This is a genomic window from Methylobacterium sp. J-092 (genome assembly GCF_022829325.1).
In the GTDB taxonomy this organism is placed as follows: domain Bacteria; phylum Pseudomonadota; class Alphaproteobacteria; order Rhizobiales; family Beijerinckiaceae; genus Methylobacterium.
This window is the reverse complement of record NZ_JAKSXU010000202.1, coordinates 74,633-90,254: the sequence shown is the minus strand read 5'-3', so window position 1 is coordinate 90,254 and position 15,622 is coordinate 74,633. Positions and strand designations below refer to the sequence as shown.

17 protein-coding genes and 2 pseudogenes are annotated in these 15,622 nt (G+C 73.3%); 17 read left to right on the top strand and 2 right to left on the bottom strand.

The genetic code is table 11. The features are described 5' to 3' along the window. The first annotated feature begins 131 nt into the window (after window positions 1-131). From phnC to phnE (MKK60_RS25310), 4 genes are read left to right on the top strand one after another with little or no spacing between them, the layout of a single operon-like run. Window positions 132-923 carry a phosphonate ABC transporter ATP-binding protein gene (phnC, locus tag MKK60_RS25325; RefSeq protein ID WP_243988957.1) on the top strand — a complete coding sequence of 264 codons (792 nt, stop codon included), beginning with the start codon at window positions 132-134 and terminating at the stop codon, window positions 921-923. 42 nt (window positions 924-965) lie between these two features. Continuing rightward, the gene (phnD, locus tag MKK60_RS25320; protein WP_147729660.1) at window positions 966-1,901 is read left to right on the top strand and encodes a phosphonate ABC transporter substrate-binding protein; all 936 of its coding nucleotides are present in this window, start codon (window positions 966-968) and stop codon (window positions 1,899-1,901) included. A 25-nt stretch (window positions 1,902-1,926) separates the two neighbouring features. Beyond that, window positions 1,927-2,811: a phosphonate ABC transporter, permease protein PhnE gene (gene phnE, locus MKK60_RS25315; protein ID WP_243938124.1), complete on the top strand. Its 885-nt coding sequence runs from the start codon at window positions 1,927-1,929 to the stop codon at window positions 2,809-2,811. Beyond that, on the top strand, window positions 2,808-3,656 hold the full coding sequence (gene phnE / locus MKK60_RS25310; protein WP_147843794.1) for a phosphonate ABC transporter, permease protein PhnE: 849 nt from the start codon (window positions 2,808-2,810) through the stop codon (window positions 3,654-3,656). The genes phnE (MKK60_RS25315) and phnE (MKK60_RS25310) overlap by 4 nt, the downstream gene beginning before the upstream one ends. A gap of 16 nt (window positions 3,657-3,672) precedes the next feature. On the opposite strand, the gene MKK60_RS25305 is transcribed toward phnE (MKK60_RS25310), so the two are convergent. Continuing rightward, a complete protein-coding gene (locus MKK60_RS25305) occupies window positions 3,673-4,947 on the bottom strand; it encodes an NAD(P)/FAD-dependent oxidoreductase (RefSeq protein ID WP_147859456.1) in 1,275 nt (424 codons plus the stop codon). 201 nt (window positions 4,948-5,148) lie between these two features. On the opposite strand from MKK60_RS25305, the gene MKK60_RS25300 reads away from it, so the two are divergent. Both MKK60_RS25300 and MKK60_RS25295 read left to right on the top strand, forming a co-directional pair. Further along, the gene (locus MKK60_RS25300) at window positions 5,149-5,475 is read left to right on the top strand and encodes a type II toxin-antitoxin system PrlF family antitoxin (protein WP_243988956.1); all 327 of its coding nucleotides are present in this window, start codon (window positions 5,149-5,151) and stop codon (window positions 5,473-5,475) included. A 3-nt stretch (window positions 5,476-5,478) separates the two neighbouring features. After that, a pseudogene (locus tag MKK60_RS25295) lies at window positions 5,479-5,965 on the top strand (type II toxin-antitoxin system YhaV family toxin). Between the two features lie 100 nt (window positions 5,966-6,065). Here MKK60_RS25295 and phnF read toward each other — a convergent pair. Then, a complete protein-coding gene (phnF, locus tag MKK60_RS25290; RefSeq protein WP_243950618.1) occupies window positions 6,066-6,827 on the bottom strand; it encodes a phosphonate metabolism transcriptional regulator PhnF in 762 nt (253 codons plus the stop codon). Window positions 6,828-6,904: 77 nt separating this feature from the next. On the opposite strand from phnF, the gene phnG reads away from it, so the two are divergent. The 11 genes and pseudogenes from phnG to MKK60_RS25235 all read left to right on the top strand — a co-directional run bounded on the left by phnG (window position 6,905) and on the right by MKK60_RS25235 (window position 15,339). Beyond that, entirely contained in the window at window positions 6,905-7,384 is a 480-nt protein-coding gene (phnG, locus tag MKK60_RS25285; protein WP_279604248.1) for a phosphonate C-P lyase system protein PhnG, read from the top strand. Continuing rightward, window positions 7,384-8,001 (top strand): phosphonate C-P lyase system protein PhnH, encoded by a 618-nt coding sequence (gene phnH, locus MKK60_RS25280; RefSeq protein WP_243988954.1) that lies wholly within the window; start codon window positions 7,384-7,386, stop codon window positions 7,999-8,001. The genes phnG and phnH overlap by 1 nt, the downstream gene beginning before the upstream one ends. A 4-nt stretch (window positions 8,002-8,005) precedes the next feature. Next, window positions 8,006-9,127: a carbon-phosphorus lyase complex subunit PhnI gene (locus MKK60_RS25275; protein ID WP_243988953.1), complete on the top strand. Its 1,122-nt coding sequence runs from the start codon at window positions 8,006-8,008 to the stop codon at window positions 9,125-9,127. Then, a pseudogene (locus tag MKK60_RS25270) lies at window positions 9,124-9,975 on the top strand (alpha-D-ribose 1-methylphosphonate 5-phosphate C-P-lyase PhnJ); the annotation flags it as partial. The gene MKK60_RS25275 and the pseudogene MKK60_RS25270, both read left to right, overlap by 4 nt. Before the next feature lie 236 nt (window positions 9,976-10,211). Next, window positions 10,212-10,985 (top strand): phosphonate C-P lyase system protein PhnK, encoded by a 774-nt coding sequence (gene phnK / locus MKK60_RS25265; protein WP_147729897.1) that lies wholly within the window; start codon window positions 10,212-10,214, stop codon window positions 10,983-10,985. Next, window positions 10,982-11,689, top strand: coding sequence for a phosphonate C-P lyase system protein PhnL (gene phnL, locus MKK60_RS25260; RefSeq protein ID WP_243988952.1), 708 nt, complete (start codon window positions 10,982-10,984; stop codon window positions 11,687-11,689). The genes phnK and phnL overlap by 4 nt, the downstream gene beginning before the upstream one ends. A 47-nt stretch (window positions 11,690-11,736) precedes the next feature. Next, window positions 11,737-12,879, top strand: a complete 1,143-nt coding sequence (locus tag MKK60_RS25255; protein ID WP_147729705.1) for an alpha-D-ribose 1-methylphosphonate 5-triphosphate diphosphatase — start codon at window positions 11,737-11,739, stop codon at window positions 12,877-12,879. After that, window positions 12,879-13,421 carry a phosphonate metabolism protein/1,5-bisphosphokinase (PRPP-forming) PhnN gene (phnN, locus tag MKK60_RS25250; protein ID WP_187274845.1) on the top strand — a complete coding sequence of 181 codons (543 nt, stop codon included), beginning with the start codon at window positions 12,879-12,881 and terminating at the stop codon, window positions 13,419-13,421. The genes MKK60_RS25255 and phnN overlap by 1 nt, the downstream gene beginning before the upstream one ends. A 136-nt stretch (window positions 13,422-13,557) precedes the next feature. Beyond that, entirely contained in the window at window positions 13,558-14,106 is a 549-nt protein-coding gene (locus MKK60_RS25245) for a PepSY domain-containing protein (RefSeq protein ID WP_147729214.1), read from the top strand. A 129-nt stretch (window positions 14,107-14,235) separates the two neighbouring features. Next, window positions 14,236-14,379, top strand: a complete 144-nt coding sequence (locus MKK60_RS25240; RefSeq protein ID WP_187274846.1) for a hypothetical protein — start codon at window positions 14,236-14,238, stop codon at window positions 14,377-14,379. Between the two features lie 411 nt (window positions 14,380-14,790). Beyond that, window positions 14,791-15,339, top strand: a complete 549-nt coding sequence (locus MKK60_RS25235) for an HNH endonuclease (protein WP_147729215.1) — start codon at window positions 14,791-14,793, stop codon at window positions 15,337-15,339. The last annotated feature ends 283 nt before the right edge of the window (window positions 15,340-15,622 follow it).

Genomic DNA, 15,622 nt, shown 5'->3' with positions numbered 1-15,622 from the left:
GGGGCATGGGCTTTGCCGGAACGGCAGGATCGGCGCCCGTTCACGACGAAACCGCGGGTCGCGGCGCGGCTGTCATCCTATCGTCGCGCGCGACGGGTCTACCGGCGCATCCCTCGCGGCGGACGGCACGCATGCTCATCGTCGATAGCCTCACGCGGCGCTACGGACCGCACCTCGCGGTCGACCGGATCTCGCTGCGGATCGAGCCGGGCAGCTTCGTCGGGGTGATCGGGCGCTCGGGCGCCGGCAAGTCGACCTTCCTGCGCATGCTCAACCGCCTCGCCGAGCCCTCGGCCGGGCGGATCCTGTTCGACGGGCTCGACGTCACCGCGCTCCGGGGGCGCGACCTGCGCCGCTGGCGCGCCCGCTGCGCCATGGTGTTCCAGCAGTTCAACTTGGTCGGCCGCCTCGACGTGCTGACCAACGTGCTGATGGGGCGCCTCGCCCACGCCCCGAGCCACCGCGCGCTCCTGAAGCTGTGGTCGGCCGAGGACCGGGCGCGGGCGCTCGCGGCGCTCGAGGCGTTCGACATGGCGGGCTTTTCCGCCCACCGCGCCGACCAGCTCTCGGGCGGGCAGCAGCAGCGGGTCGCGATCGCCCGCGCGCTGGTGCAGGAGCCCGACATCATCCTCGCCGACGAGCCGGTGGCCTCGCTGGACCCGCGCAACACCAAGCTGGTGATGGATGCGCTCGCCGACGCCAACCGGCGCCTCGGCATCACCGTGCTGTGCAACCTGCACTCGCTCGACCTCGCCCGCGCCTATTGCGACCGGCTCGTCGGCCTCGCCGACGGCCGCGTCGTGTTCGACGGCGGCGCCTTCGACCTCACCGAGGACGTCGCCAAGCAGCTCTACGGCCTGGAGGCCGGCGAGGTGATGGACCGGGCGCCGCACGCGGTCGAGCCCGCCGCCCTCGTCGCCTGACCCCGGACGAACCCCGTGCCACGCCCCTTCCCGGAGATGATGATGCTCGACCGTCGCACCCTCGTCGGCGCCCTCGCGGGCGGCCTGGCCGCGCTCGCCCTGCAGCCCGCCCTGGCTCAGGATTGGAAGGCGACGGTGCCCGAGATCACCCTCGGCGCGATTCCCGTCGAGAACGCCACGGGCACCACCGACCGCTACGCGCCGCTCGCCGCCTACCTCACCAAGGCGCTCGGGGTGCCGGTGAAGCTGCGGGTCGCCAACGACTACGCCGCGGTGATCGAGGGCCAGCGCGCCGGCAACATCCAGATCGCCTTCTACGGCCCGGCCTCGTTCGCCCGCGCGGTGATGACGGGGGTGAAGGTCGACCCGATCGTCAACCAGAAGCACGATAACGGCGCCTCGGGCTACTACTCGGTGCTCTACGTGCGCGCCGACAGCCCGTACCGGACGATCGCGGACCTGAAGGGCAGGAACCTCGCCCTGGTCGACCCGAACTCGACCTCCGGCAACCAGGCCCCGCGCTTCTTCCTCAACAAGAGCGGCCACGACGTCGACGCGCTGTTCGGCAAGACCGTCTACGCCGGCAGCCACGAGAACGCGGTGCTGGCGCTGACCCAGGGCACGGCCGACGCCGCCGCCAACCTGTGGAACTCCGAGACCGATTCCGTCGTCACCCGCATGGCCGCCAAGGGCATGCTGAAGAAGCCCGACGGCACGCCGCTGAGCCCGTCCGACTTCCGCATCGTCTTCAAGTCCGCGTTCCTGCCCGAGGGCCCGTTCGCGATGCTGTCGAGCCTGCCCGCCGACCTGAAGCGCAAGATCGTCGAGGCCTTCGTCGCTTTGCCGACCGCCGACAAGGCCGCCTTCGACCGCCTCTCCGACGGCAAGGACCTCGGCCTCACCCCGGTGACGCTGGAGGATTACCAGCCGATCATCGAGATGCTGAAGTTCAACGACGCGCAGCGCCGCAAGTCCTGATCCCGGGACCGGACGGGTCGCCGCCGTGAGCGGGCGGATCGCGCCGCTGCCGCCCGAGCGGGCGGCGGCCCTGGCCGAGGCCTACGGGCGCGCGGTCGCGTCGACCCGGCGGCGGAGCCTGGCATTCCTCGCGGTCGTCGCCGGGCTGCTGGTCCTGTCGGGCCTGATGGCCGAGGTGCGCCCGCTGGTGCTCGCCGACAACATCGGCAACCTCACCGCCTATCTCGGCCGCATCCTGCCGCACCTGACCCTCGCCGACCTGCGCGGCGACCTCGCCGAATGGTACTGGGGCCTGCCGAAATGGGCGGCGCTCCTCGGCGAGACCGTGCTGATGGCCTATCTCGGCACGCTGCTCGGCGGCGTCGGCGCCTTCCTGCTGTGCTTCGGCGCGGCCGCGAACCTCGCCCGCACCCGCGCAGGCCGCTTCCTGACGCGCCGCGCCCTCGAGGTCCTGCGCACGGTGCCCGAGATCGTGTTCGCCCTGCTCTTCGTCATCGCCTTCGGCCTCGGCCCGATGGTGGGCGTGCTGGCGCTCGCCCTCCACACCACGGGGGCGCTCGGCAAGCTGTTCTCCGAGGTGGTCGAGAACATCGACATGAGGCCGGTCGAGGGGCTGACCGCATCGGGCGCCTCGCGGATCCAGGCGATCCGCTTCGCGGTGCTGCCGCAGGTGCTGTCGAGCTTCGCCTCCTACGGGCTGCTCCGCTTCGAGATCAACGTGCGCGGCGCCGGGGTGATGGGCTTCGTCGGCGCCGGCGGCATCGGCCAGGAGCTGCTGGTGGCGATCCGCAACTTCTACGACGCGGACGTGAGCGCGATCCTCCTGATGATCGTCGCGACGGTGATGGCGATCGACCTCGGCACCGAGCGGCTGCGCCACCACCTCATCGGGGCGGAGGGCGCGCGATGAGCCGGCCGCCGCGTCCCGTGGACGTCGCCGCCCTGCGCCGGCGCCACCCCGACGCGTTCCGGACCGCGTGGGGCGCGCGGCTCGCGACGCTCGCGACCCTGGCCGCTCTCCTCGGGCTCGCAGCGTTCGCGATGGTGCGCCTCGACTTCTCGGCCACCCGCATCGTGAGCGGCCTCGGGCGGCTCGCCGAGTTCTCGCTGATGATGCTGCCGCCCTCGGCCGGCGGCCGCTTCCCCGATTTCCTGCACGCGCTCGGCGAGACCCTGGCCATCGCCTTCCTCGGGACGCTGGCCGCGGCGCTGGTCGCCTTCCCGCTGGCGCTGCTCGCGGCCCGGAACGTGGTGCCGAACCCGTTCGCGCATTTCGCGGTGCGCCGCGGCCTCGACGTGGTCCGCTCGGTCGACGTGTTGATCTGGGCGCTGGTCTGGATCAACGTCGTCGGGCTCGGGCCGTTCGCCGGTGCGCTGGCCATCGCCTGCTCCGACGTCGGGGCGCTCGGCAAGCTGTTCTCGGAGGCGGTCGAGACCGTCGATCGCCGCGACGGCGAGGGCGTCGCGGCCTCCGGCGGCGGCGCGCTCCACCGCATCCGCTTCGGCCTCGTGCCCGCCGTCCTGCCGGTGCTCGGCAGCCAGGTGCTGTACTTCTTCGAATCGAACACCCGATCGGCGACGATCATCGGCATCGTCGGCGCGGGCGGCATCGGCCAGTACCTGAGCGAGCTGATCCGGGTGCTCGAGCTGCAGCAGGTCGCCTGCCTCGTGCTGATGATCCTCGTCGCCGTGGCGGCGATCGACGCCGTGTCCGGCCGGCTGCGCCGGGCGCTGATCGGCGGGCCGGCGCGGTAGGCCGGGTGCCGCTTCCCTACAGAAAGCGGCCGGGGTCGAACGGCGCCAGCGGGATCTCGGGCGCCTCGCCGCCGACGAGCTGGGCGACGAGGCGCCCGGTGCGCGCCGACCCGACGAGGCCGACATGGCCGTGGCCGAAGGCGTAGACCACGTCCCCGGTGCGGCGGGCGCGGCCGATGCAGGGCCGCCCGTCCGGCATGCTCGGGCGATGGCCGAGCCACATCCGGATCCGCTCGGCCGGCACGGTCGCGGGCAGGTCCGGGAACATGCCGGTCAGGTGGTCGCGCAGGATCTCGGCGCGCTTCCAGTTCGGCGCCGCGTCGAGCCCGGCGAACTCGACCTGGCCCGCCGCGCGCAGGCCGCCGTCCATGGCGTTGACCACCATCTTGGCGTCCGAGGCCATCACCGGGGTGCGCGGCCCCGCCTCGGCGCCGGCGATCATCACGTGGTAGCCGCGCTCGCTCTCCAGCGGCAGCCGGTCGCCGAGGCTCGCGGTCAGCGCGCCCGAGCGGGCGCCGGCGGCGACCACCGCCCGGTCGCACGGGATCGCGCCGGCCTCGGTCTCCACCGCGACGAGCCGACCCGCGTCGAGGCGGAACCCGGTGGCGCGGGTGCGGGCGTAGGTCGCGCCGCGGGCGCGGGCGAGGTCGGCGAGCCCGGCGACGTAGCCGCCCGGGTCGCGGCAATGGCCCGCCTCCTCGACCATCACCCCGAAGGTGTAGCGGCGATGCAGGGTCGGCTCGCGCTGGCGCAGCTCGTCGGCCGAGAGCTCGAGCCATCGCACGCCGACCGCGCGGCGGATCGCCCAGGCCGCGGCGTCGGCCGCGAAGGCCGCCCGGTCGGGATAGACGTGCAGCAGGCCGCGCCGCTCGATCAGGTGGCCGAGGCCGGCCTCCTCGGCGAGGCCGGCATGGAGGCGGGGCGCATCCGCCAGCAGGGTGCGCATCGCCCGCGCCGTCTCGGCGATCTGCCGCCCGGTGCGCGCCGCCCAGATGTAGCGCACCAGCCAGGGCAGCACCCGGGGCAGGTAGCGCCAGCGGATGGCCAGCGGCCCGAGCGGGTCGGCGAGGTAGGACGGCACGCGCTTCCAGATGCCGGGCTCCGCCGGCGGGATCACCGAGTGCGACGAGAGCCAGCCGGCATTGCCGTAGCTCGACGCCTGCTCCCCGCCGGGCACGCCCGGATCGACCACCGTGACGCGATGGCCGGCGCGCAGGCATTCGAGCGCGCTCACGGTCCCGACCGCCCCCGAACCGATGATCACGACGTGGCGGGCCGATGGCTCGGTCATGGGTTGCGTATCCTGCCGGGGGGGCGCGTGCGCCTCGCATCCGGGGTCAGTAGTCAACCCGGGCACCTGCGAGCAACGCCGCCCTCGGCGGCCCTGCCCATGCCGGGGAGCATAGGGCGTCGCCTTGCGCCGCGACGCGCTTGCTTCGAAGGCTGCCGACGAGGGAAGGGAAATTCCTTACCTCAAGCGGCCGAGGCCGCGATGGGTCCCCTCGTACGAGAGCGCAGCAAGATCACCGCGAAGGGCCAGACGACCGTCCCGAAGGCCATGCGCCAGGCCCTGGGCGTCAGCTACGGCGGCGAGATCGCCTACGTCGTCGACGAGGGCGGCGTGCGCCTCACCCGCGTCGAGGTCGAGGAGGCGGACCCCGTGATCGAGGGATTCCTGGCCTTCCTCGCCCAGGACATGGCGCGCCGGCCGCAGGCCATCACGCCCTTCCCCGCCGATCTGATGGAGCGCATGTCGGCCCTCGCCGAGGGGATCGACGCCGATCCCGGCGCGGACATCGACGGTCCCGTGGCGCTCTGATCGATGACGGTCGTCGGCGCGTGGACGATCTTCGCCCATCCGCTGCTGCTCGACCAGCTCGAGACGCTGACCGCCGCCGTGGAGAAGGCCAAGGCCGACGACCCGGACGGGTACCGCAGGACCGCCAACGCGAAGCTGCTCGCGGTCTTGCGGAGATTGATGTTCGAGACCGTCCCGCAGGACCCGTCCCGGGCCGAGTACCGCCAGGGCGCCCCCCTCGGCGCGTCCCGAAAGCATTGGTTCCGGGCCAAGTACGGCAACGGCCGCTTCCGCCTGTTCTTCCGCTACGACAGCCGGACCAGGATCCTGATCTATGCGTGGGTGAACGACGCGGAGACGCTGCGCACCCACGGCGCGAAGACCGACGCCTATGCCGTGTTCGAGCGGATGCTCGACATGGGCCATCCCCCCCGACGATTGGGCGACGTTGCTCGCGGCGGCGTCCGCAGGGCCGCCGAAAGCGCGCCTGAAGACCGCAGCAGCGAAATAGCCGACCGACGGTCCGCAAGGGCGCCCCTGCCGGGCGCTTCGCGCGCAGGAGCGGCACTCAGGCTTGGTTCAGTCCCTCGTCGCGGCCGGCGGCATCGCCGCTAATCCACCACCAGCTCGACCCGGTCGGCGACGAACACAGAGGCCGCGGCCAGGATGCGTTCGCCGGCGGCGTCGACGTTGACGCTGGCGACCGTGAGCAGGGTCCGCCCCGGCGCCACGTCGAGGCGGCTGGCCTCCTCCGCGGTGGCGGCGCGTGCCCCGATCCGCGTCGAGAGGCGGGTGTAGTCGGCGATGCCGAACCCGGCGAAGGCGCGGGTGATCGAGCCGGAGGCGGCGTAGGCCTCGGCGAAGCCGGCGAAGCGCGGCAGCGGCAGGGCGATCCGCGCCGCCGAGATCGGGGCGTCGTCGGCCCGGTGCAGGGTCAGCATCTCGATCACCGGATCGCCGGCCGCGAGCCCCAGGGCCTCCGCCGTCTCGAGGCTCGCCGGCACCGTCGCCGCTGCGACGAGGTCGCCCCAGGCCTGGCGGCCGGCCCGGGTGACGATCTCGGAGAACCGGGTGCGCGGCCCGATCGGATAGGGGATCGGCCCCGGCTCGACGAAGGTGCCGCGCCCCTGCGTCGCCCGCACCAGGCCGCGCTCGGCCAGCGTCCCAAGGGCGCGGCGCACGGTGTGGCGGTTCACCCCGAACCGGGCCGCCAGCGCCGCCTCGGTGGGAAGCTGGCTGCCGGCCGGAAATTCGCCGCCCGCGATCGCGCCGCCGATCGCGTCGGCGATCTGGCGCCACGCGGCCAGGCCCGCGCCGCGCTCGACGGGGCCGGCGCGGGCGGATGTCACCGGGGTGTCGCTCGCCTCGTCCATGACGGATCGCATCGTCCCTTGCGTCCACGTTCGGATTTGTCTATATCTATAGACAAATCGGAGGCCTTCGAACGCGAATGCCGCGCGCCAGCCAAACAGCACCCGACCCGGCAACGCCAGAGGTCGAAGCCCGTCGCGCCGCGATGGCGCGTGCCGGGGCGGCCTCGCTCGCCGAGCTCGAGGCCGTTCTCGCCGAGACCGGGCTGTCCTGCGAGGCCGAGGATCTGCGCGCGCCCGAGACCGGCCTCGTCATGGCGCGCGGCCGCATCGGCGGCGACGGGCGCGCCTTCAACGTCGGCGAGGCGACGGTGACCCGGGCGGCGGTGCGCCTGCCCGGCGGCGAGACCGGCTTCGCCTACCATCTCGGCCGCGACCGTCCGCGCGCCCGGCTCGCCGCCATCCTCGACGCGCATTGGCAGCACCCGGCGCGGCGCGGGGCGGTCGAGGCCGCCCTGGCGGGGATCGCCGAACGCCGCGCCTCGGAAGCGGCCGCCGCGGCGCGAAAGGTCGCGGCGACGCGGGTGAACTTCTTCACCCTGGCGCGGGGCGAGGATTGATGGCGCTCGCCCGCGGCTTCGCCAACCCGGTCCACGACGCGCAAGGGGCGTTCCGCACGCTGATGGATGCGCTCGCCCGGCCGGGCCGCATCGGGCGGCTCGCGAGCGACCTTTCTCCGCCCGCCCCGCTCACGCCGGAACTCGCCGCCGTCGCGCTGGCGCTGACCGATGCCGACACGCCGGTCTGGCTCGACGCGCCGCTCGCCGCGAACCCGGCGGTGGCCGCATTCCTGCGCTTCCACACCGGGGCACCGATCGTCGCCGAGCCCGCCGACGCGGCCTTCGCGCTGATCGCGGATCCTGCCGCCTGCCCACCCTTCGCGGCGTTCGCACAGGGCTCGCCCGACTATCCCGACACCTCCGCCACCCTGGTGCTGGCCCTCGACCGCCTGTCCGAGGATGGCGCCGCCTTCGAAGGCCCCGGCATCCGCGGCCGCATCCGGCTCGCCGCCGCGCCGCTGCCGGCGGACTGGCCGGCGCGCCTTGCGGCGAACCACGCCGCCTTCCCGCGCGGGCTCGACCTCGTTCTCACCGCGCCGGGCGTCGTCGCCGGGCTGCCGCGCTCGTCGCGGCCCGTCCCTTCGCCCGCCCCTTCGCCCGTCCCTTCGGAGGCGTAGACCGATGTACGTGGCGGTGAAGGGCGGCGAGGCCGCGATCGACAACGCCCACCGGCTGCTCGCCGAGACGCGCCGGGGCGACCCGTCGGTGCCCGACCTCACCGTGGCGCAGATCCGCGAGCAGATGCGGCTGCTGGTCGACCGGGTGATGACCGAGGGCTCGCTCCACGATCCGGATCTGGCCGCGCTCGCCCTCAAGCAGGCCCGCGGCGACGTCGTCGAGGCGGTGTTCCTGGTCCGCGCCTACCGCACCACCCTGCCGCGCTTCGGTGCCACCCTGCCGGTGGAGACCGCGGCGATGGCGGTGTCGCGCCGGGTCTCGGCGACCTTCAAGGACCTGCCCGGCGGGCAGGTGCTCGGCCCGACCTTCGACTACACCCATCGCCTGATCGACTTCTCCCTCGCCGAGGGCATGGCGCCCGAGCCCGGCGCGGAGGCCGAGCCCGGCCCGGACGCGGCCGCCTGCCCGCGCGTGACCGACCTCCTCGGCGAGGCCGGCCTGATCGAGCCGTCGCCCCGGGACGAGGGCGCCCCCGTCGGCGACCTGACCCGCGAGCCGGTCGACTACCCGGCCGACCGTGCGGTCCGGCTGCAGACGCTGGCGCGGGGCGACGAGGGCTTCGTGCTGGCGCTGGCCTACTCGACGCAGCGCGGCTACGGCCGCACCCATCCCTTCGTCGGCGAGGTCCGCTTCGGCACCGTGGCGCTGGAGCTCGTCCCCGAGGAGCTCGGCTTCCCGGTGGAACTCGGCACCGTGGCGATGACCGAGTGCCAGATGCTCGCCCAGTTCCACGGCGGCGGCGACGTCCCGCCCCGGTTCACCCGCGGCTACGGGCTCGTCTTCGGCCAGGGCGAGCGCAAGGCGATGGCGATGGCCCTGGTCGACCGATCGCTGCGCGCGGCCGAGCTCGGCGAGGCGCTGGTCGCCCCGGCGCAGGACCAGGAATTCGTGCTCGCCCATTGCGACAGCCTGCAGGCGACGGGCTTCGTCGAGCACCTCAAGCTGCCGCACTACGTCGACTTCCAGGCCGAGCTGGAGCTGCTGCGCCGCCTGCGCGCCGAGCACGCCGCCGCGCGGACGGGAGAGTCCGGGCCGGACGAAGCGCTTCGGGAGGCCGCCGAATGAGCACGCCCGCCGCGCGGCCGGAGACCGGCTACAACTTCGCCTACCTCGACGAGGGCACCAAGCGGATGATCCGCCGGGCGATCCTCAAGGCGATCGCGATCCCCGGCTACCAGGTGCCCTTCGCCGCCCGCGAGATGCCGATGCCCTACGGCTGGGGCACCGGCGGGGTCCAGGTCACCGCCGCGATCCTGGGGGCGTCCGACGTGCTCAAGGTGATCGACCAGGGCGCCGACGACACCACGAACGCGGTCTCGATCCGGCGCTTCTTCTCGGCCACCGCCGGCATCGCCACCACCACGCGGACGGTGGAGGCCACGGTGATCCAGACCCGCCACCGCATCCCGGAGGCGCCGCTGAGGGAGGGCCAGGTCTTGGTCTACCAAGTGCCGATCCCGGAGCCCCTGCGCTTCCTCGAGCCGCGCGAGACCGAGACACGCCAGCTCCACGCGCTCGCCGAGTACGGGCCGATGCACGTCAAGCTCTACGAGGACATCGCCCGCCACGGCCACATCGCCACCACCTACGCCTACCCCGTCGAGGTCGCGGGCCGCTACGTCATGGACCCGTCGCCGACGCCGAAGTTCGACAACCCGAAGATGGACGACTGCCCCGCCCTGCAGCTCTTCGGCGCCGGCCGCGAGAAGCGCATCTACGCGGTGCCGCCCTACACGCGGGTGCGCAGCCTCGACTTCGAGGACCATCCCTTCCAAATCCAACGCTTCGACCGCCCCTGCGCCCTGTGCGGGTCCGACGATGTCTACCTCGACGAGGTCGTCCTCGACGATGCCGGCGGGCGGATGTTCGTCTGCTCCGACACCGATCATTGCGAGGACCGGCGCCGGTGCGGGTTCGGGCCGGTGGCTCCCCCTCCCCCCTCTGCGGGGGAGGGTGGCCCGCCGAGCGGGTCGGGAGAGGGGAGCGCGGTATCCGGCACTGTCGTTCCCCTCTCCCGACCCTCGCTCACGCGAGGCCCACCCTCCCCCGCACCCAAGTCGGGCCTGCCCGACTTGGGCACACGGTGTGCGGATCTCGAGCAAGCCCGAGATCCGCCGGGGGGAGGGAAGAACGGAGCGGAGGAACGATCATGACCGCCCCCCTGCTCACGGTCTCCGGCCTGACCAAGCGCTACGGCGCGCGCACGGCCTGCGACGGCGTCGGCTTCACTTTGGAGGCGGGCGAGGTGCTGGCGGTGGTCGGCGAATCCGGCTCCGGCAAGTCGACCCTGCTCGGCCTGGTCGCCGGCGAGGTCGCGGCGGATGCGGGCTCGGTCGCCTACCGGATGCGCGACGGCGCCAGCCGCGACCTCGCGACCTTGAGCGCGGCCGAGCGCCGGGCGCTGATGCGGACCGACTGGGGCTTCGTGCGCCAGGACGCGTCGCAGGGCCTGCGCATGGCGGTCTCGGCCGGCGGCAACGTCGGCGAGCGGCTGATGGGCGTCGGCGAGCGCCATTACGGCCGCATCCGCGCCACCGCCCTCGACTGGCTCGGCCGCGTCGAGATCGCCGCAGACCGGATCGACGACCCGCCGACGCGGTTCTCCGGCGGCATGCGCCAGCGCCTGCAGATCGCCCGCAACCTCGTGACGAGCCCCCGCCTCGTGCTGATGGACGAGCCGACCTCGGGCCTCGACGTCTCGGTGCAGGCGCGCCTGCTCGACATGGTCCGCGGGCTCGTGGCCGAGCTCGGGCTCGCGGTGATCATCGTCACCCACGACCTCGCCGTCGCCCGCCTGCTCTCGCACCGGGTGCTGGTGATGCGCCACGGCCGGGTGATCGAGACCGGGCTGACCGATCAGGTCCTCGACGACCCGCAGGCCGCCTACACCCAGCTCCTCGTCTCCTCGGTGCTCGCCGCATGACCCCGCCGCTGATCGCCTTCGAGGACGTGGGCAAGCGCTTCACCCTGCATCTGCGCGGCGGCACGGTGCTGCCGGTGATCGCGGGCGCGAGCCTCGCCGTCGCGGCGGGCGAGTGCGTGGTGCTCGGCGGCGCGTCCGGCACCGGGAAATCCTCGCTCCTGAAGATGGCCTACGGCAATTACCGCTGCGAGCACGGCGCGATCCGGATCTGGGACGGAGCCCGCACGGTGGACGTCGCCACGGCCGAGCCGCGCGCGATCCTGGCCCTGCGCCGGCACGTCGTCGCCTACGTCTCGCAGTTCCTGCGCGTGATCCCCCGCGTCGGCGCCCGCGCGATCGTCGAGGCGGCGGGCATCGAGGGCGGCCTCGCCGCCGATGTGGCGCGCGCGCGCGCCGCGGCGCTGCTCGCGCGCCTCGACCTGCCCGAGCGCCTGTGGGACCTGCCGCCGGCCACCTTCTCGGGCGGCGAGCAGCAGCGGGTGAACATCGCCCGTGGGTTGATCGCCGACCGGCCCCTCGTGCTGATGGACGAGCCGACCGCCTCGCTCGATGCCCGCAACCGCGACGTCGTGATCGCGCTGATCCGCGAGAAGCGGGCGGCGGGCGCGGGCATCCTCGGCATCTTCCACGACGCCGACGTACGCGAGGCGGTGGCGACGCGGATCGTGGACGTGGCGGATTTCCGCGCGCCGATCGCGGCATGAGCGGGCGCGGCATGAACGGGCGCGGCATGAGCGGAGACGGCGGAGCGATGGCGGACCGGGTCGAGATCCTCGAGAACGCGCGCCTCGTCCTGGCCGACCGCGTCGTCGACGGCTGGCTCGCGATCGTGGACGGCCGCATCGCCGAGCACGGCGCGGGCCGGGCGCCGGAGCGCGGCCGGGACCTCCGCGGCGACCACCTCGTCCCCGGCCTGGTCGAGCTGCACACCGACCACCTGGAAAGCCACTACGCGCCACGCCCCGGCGTGCGCTGGCATCCGCTGGGCGCCGTGCTCGCCTACGATGCGCAGATCGCCGCCTCGGGGATCACCACCGTGTTCGATTCGCTGCGCGCCGGCACCGACCCGGACGGCAGCGGCCTCGGCTCCGAGCTCGACGCGCTGGCGCAGGCCATCGCCGACGCGCGCGCCGCCGACCTGTTCCGGGCCGAGCACCGGACGCACCTGCGCTGCGAGATCCCGTCGGCCGACGTGATCGACACCGTCCGCGCCTTCGTCCGGCGTCATCCCGTCGGCCTGATCTCGCTGATGGATCACACGCCGGGGCAGCGGCAGTTCCGCGACATGGCGAAGTATTATCAATATGCCGGCCGCGGCGGCCGGCCGATCGAGGCGATCCGGGCCGGCACCGAGCGCAAGATCCGCGACGGCGCCGCGCTCAACGCCCGCAACCGCCCGATCCTCGTGGCGCTGGCCCGGGAGCAGGGCATCCCGCTGGCGAGCCACGACGACACGACGCTGGCCGACGTCGCCCAGTCGCGGGCCGAAGCGGTCGCGCTCGCCGAGTTCCCGACCACCCGCGAGGCGGCCGAGGCTTCGCACGCGGCCGGCATCACCGTGATGATGGGCGCGCCCAACCTGATCCGCGGCGGCTCGCATTCCGGCAACGTAGCGGCGCACGCTCTCGCCGAGGCCGGCCTGCTCAGCATCCTGTCCTCCGACTACGTGCCGGCGAGCCTGCTGATGGCGGCGTTCCAGCTGCCCGAGCGCGTGCCCGGCATCGACCTGGCCGCCGCCATCGCCACCGTCACCGCCAACCCGGCCCGCGCCACCGGCCTCGACGACCGCGGCCGGATCGCGCCCGGCCTGCGCGCCGACCTCGTCCGCGTGCGGACGGCGCAAGGGGTGCCCGTCGTCCGCGAGGTCTGGCGCGCCGGCGCGCGGGTGGTGTGATGGCGGGCGGCTTCGTCCTCGTGGTCGGCCCGAGCGGGGCCGGCAAGGACACGGTGATCGCCGCCGCGCGGGCGCAGCTGGCCGGCGACCCGCGCTTCGTCTTCCCGCGCCGCCTGGTGACCCGGCCGCCCTCGGCGCACGAGGACAACGCCGAGATCGCCGAGGCGGAGTTTTCCCGCGCCGCCGCGGCCGGCGCGTTTCCCCTGCATTGGCGCGCGCACGGCCTCGGCTACGCGATCCCGGCCGAGGCGCTGACCGAGGCCGAGCAGGGGCGGGTCGTGGTGTGCAACGTCTCGCGCCGGGTGATCGAGGCGGCGCGCCGGACGCTCCCCGGCGTCCACGTCGTGGCGATCACGGCCGCCCCCGAGATCCTGGCCGCACGGCTTGCCGCCCGCGGCCGCCCCGAGGACGGCGACCTCGCCGCGCGCCTGGCCCGCGCGGTCCCGGCGGAGGCCGACGACACCGTCGCCAACGACGGCGACCGCCGCGTCGCGGCGGCCGGCTTCGTCGCGATCCTGCGCGACCGCGCCGGACGCCGCTGACCGTCTCGACGCGGCGGCCGGCGACGCGCCGTGGCCGCCGGCGGGAGCCTGGATAGGTCTTTCGATGGGCAGGCAACCAAGCGGCGGTCGATCGGTTATTCGGGCCACCATCTGCATTGGGAAAGAAGTCGACGCCATGCCGAACCGTCTCACCCTCACCGCCGGCCTGATCGCCGCCGGCCTGCTCGCCGCTCCGCTCGGCCTGACGCATGCGGCCAGGGCCGAGTCCGACCAGAAGGAGTTCCAGCTCGCCAAGACCACCAAGGTCGGTCTCGCCCAGGCGCTGACCACGGCCGAGGCCCAGGGCGAGAAGGGCCGCGCCATCGACGCGGATTTCGAGAAGGCGGACGGCAAGAACCCGACGCATTACAGCATCAAGGTCGTCTATCCGGACGGCAAGCTCGTCGAGTACGGCATCAATGCCGACAGCGGCGCGCTCTACAAGACCGAGAACCAGCCGATCGAGCGGTACTTCACCCGCCTCAAGCCGGCCGATTTCCAGAACGCCACCACGTCATTGAAGGACGCGCTGACGATCGCCGAGCAGAAGGCGGGCGGCGGCAAGGCCTACGAGGCCGAGGTCGAGCGCGACGGCAAATCGGTGCAGTACGAGATCAAGGTGGCGCTGGCCGACCGCGAACAGACCGTGAAGGTCGGCCCGGACGGCAAGGTCGTCGGCGACTGATCGCCCCGGTGCGCGGCGCGGCGCCGATCGGTGCCGCGCCGATCCGCGGATCGTGATACGGGGTCTGCCGGAGGCCGGATCGATGGCGGACCCCGAGCTCAGATCTGAACGGCCGCGAGCCATGCTGCGATGAACCCGACCGCCGTCGCCGTCATGCTCGGCATCGCCACGGGCGCGATCTCCCTGCTCGTGTTCGCGATCGTCGACGGCCACCCGCTGCTCCTGGCCAGCATGGTCGCCGTGTTCATCGCGATGTTCGTGCGCTGGGGCTGACGCGCCCCCTCGTCCCGGCAGCCGTCGGCTTCGAAGACCCCGCGATCCACCGATCTGTGGGTGCGGCGTCGGCCGCGACAGGGCGGAGCTTCACAAGGCTGTCACGCTGCTATTAGACTAAGCCCCGATGGAGAGGGCCTTTTCGTCACTTCGCGAAGGGCTGGGATCGACCGGATTGGCACCCGGACCCCGCCGCGAGCCGGATGTATCCGCCCCAGCCGGTCGCCGACCGCGCCCGGCGCGCCACGCGTGTCCCATGCCTCCGGCCGAAACGGTGCCGCCGCCGGGCCGCCGGATCCCGCGCCCGGACGCACGAGAGCCCCATCCCCCCGTCGACCCTGTCCTCGGGACAGCGCGCAATGTCGATCTCGCGCGTTGTCCCGTATGGCTTTCGTTCGAAGAGTCGCGCCGATGATGGATCTCCAGACCCTCGTCCTCAACGCGGATTACCGGCCGCTCTCCTACAACCCGCTCTCGTTGTGGAGCTGGAAGGACGCCTTCACCGCCCTGTTCCTCGACCGCGTGACGCTGGTGGCGAGCTACGACGTCGAGGCGCGCAGCCCGAGCCGGGCGCTCCGGGTGCCGAGCGTGGTGGCGCTGAAGAACTACGTGACGCTGGCCCGCAGCCCGGCCTTCACCCGCTACAACATCTACCTGCGCGACAGCTTCTCGTGCCAGTATTGCGGCCTGCGCCTGCCCTCGGGCGGCCTGACCTTCGACCACGTCAACCCGCGCTCCCGCGGCGGGCTCTCCACCTGGGAGAACGTCGTCGCCGCCTGCAGCCCGTGCAACCTGCGCAAGGCGAACCGCACCCCGCACGAGGCCGAGATGCCGCTGCTGACCGAGCCGCGCCGCCCGACCCGCTACGAGCTGCACCACCGCCAGCCCGAGTTCGACCACCGCGACTACCACCACACCTGGCTCGACTACCTGTACTGGGACAGCGAGCTGGAGAGCTGATCGGGAAAGGAGCGCGCATCCGGTCTCATCGGCACCGGCCGATGGGACCGCGTGGAGCGTGCGTCCTGAGACGCGTTCGGGCCGGTTCCCTGGCCGTGATCGGGCTCCGAGACGGGAGCGCCGAGGCCGATCTGGGCGCCGCGCGGCCATGTCGACTTCACGATGTCGTCGGTGTAGGGGCCCCTGCTCCTGCGCGAAAGCTGTATCGGCACGGCCGAGAACGGCCAGGACGGCAACCCAGCAAAGCCGCTGCACCCGCATCATCCGAGTTTCCTCCGAGGTG

Bases quoted from the DNA above. Each gene is read 5' to 3' on its own strand.
- MKK60_RS25255 (WP_147729705.1), top strand. From the start codon at position 11,737: ATGGCGGACCGGGTCGAGATCCTCGAGAACGCGCGCCTCGTCCTGGCC.
- MKK60_RS25245 (WP_147729214.1), top strand. From the start codon at position 13,558: ATGCCGAACCGTCTCACCCTCACCGCCGGCCTGATCGCCGCCGGCCTG.
- phnD (WP_147729660.1), top strand. From the start codon at position 966: ATGCTCGACCGTCGCACCCTCGTCGGCGCCCTCGCGGGCGGCCTGGCC.
- phnE (WP_147843794.1), top strand. From the start codon at position 2,808: ATGAGCCGGCCGCCGCGTCCCGTGGACGTCGCCGCCCTGCGCCGGCGC.
- phnK (WP_147729897.1), top strand. From the start codon at position 10,212: ATGACCGCCCCCCTGCTCACGGTCTCCGGCCTGACCAAGCGCTACGGC.
- MKK60_RS25300 (WP_243988956.1), top strand. From the start codon at position 5,149: ATGGGTCCCCTCGTACGAGAGCGCAGCAAGATCACCGCGAAGGGCCAG.
- phnL (WP_243988952.1), top strand. From the start codon at position 10,982: ATGACCCCGCCGCTGATCGCCTTCGAGGACGTGGGCAAGCGCTTCACC.
- phnG (WP_279604248.1), top strand. From the start codon at position 6,905: ATGCCGCGCGCCAGCCAAACAGCACCCGACCCGGCAACGCCAGAGGTC.
- phnH (WP_243988954.1), top strand. From the start codon at position 7,384: ATGGCGCTCGCCCGCGGCTTCGCCAACCCGGTCCACGACGCGCAAGGG.
- phnF (WP_243950618.1), bottom strand. From the start codon at position 6,827: ATGGACGAGGCGAGCGACACCCCGGTGACATCCGCCCGCGCCGGCCCC.
- phnN (WP_187274845.1), top strand. From the start codon at position 12,879: ATGGCGGGCGGCTTCGTCCTCGTGGTCGGCCCGAGCGGGGCCGGCAAG.
- MKK60_RS25275 (WP_243988953.1), top strand. From the start codon at position 8,006: ATGTACGTGGCGGTGAAGGGCGGCGAGGCCGCGATCGACAACGCCCAC.
- MKK60_RS25240 (WP_187274846.1), top strand. From the start codon at position 14,236: ATGAACCCGACCGCCGTCGCCGTCATGCTCGGCATCGCCACGGGCGCG.
- MKK60_RS25305 (WP_147859456.1), bottom strand. From the start codon at position 4,947: ATGACCGAGCCATCGGCCCGCCACGTCGTGATCATCGGTTCGGGGGCG.
- MKK60_RS25235 (WP_147729215.1), top strand. From the start codon at position 14,791: ATGATGGATCTCCAGACCCTCGTCCTCAACGCGGATTACCGGCCGCTC.
- phnC (WP_243988957.1), top strand. From the start codon at position 132: ATGCTCATCGTCGATAGCCTCACGCGGCGCTACGGACCGCACCTCGCG.